Raw genomic sequence first — 375 nt, 5'->3', positions numbered from 1 at the left:
GGCCACTGACGCTGAGGGTGCTGTCTTCCTGCACCGCACCGGCATCGTTGCCGCTGGCGAAGCTGAGCACCGGTGCGTCGTTGCTGCCGCTGACGGTGACGGTCACYTGCTGGGTGTCGACGCCGCCGAGGCCGTCGCTGACCTGGACGCTGAACACTTCATCATGRCTCTCRCCGGCCTGCAACGAYTGCACGGCACTGGCGACGCCATCGGTGCCATTGGCCAACGTGTAGGTCCATTGACCGCTGCTGTCGACGGCGATTGAGCCATAAGTGCCGTTAGCTGTTCCGGCAATGCTCCAAGTGGCGGTGGCATTGTGGTCGATGTCGCTTGAGCTGAACTGGCCGCTGACGCTGAGGGAGCTGTCTTCCTGCA

General features: G+C 63.6%; 1 protein-coding gene. It reads right to left on the bottom strand.

Features of this window, described 5'->3' with window-relative positions; translation table 11 throughout:
- Positions 1-375, bottom strand: a 375-nt coding sequence (locus AC1DQM_RS29965) for a VCBS domain-containing protein (protein WP_477747281.1), incomplete at both ends; no start/stop codon positions are given.

The sequence above is a fragment of the Pseudomonas sp. 01L34 genome, from assembly GCF_056400265.1.
This window is presented reverse-complemented; position numbering and strand designations above follow the sequence as displayed.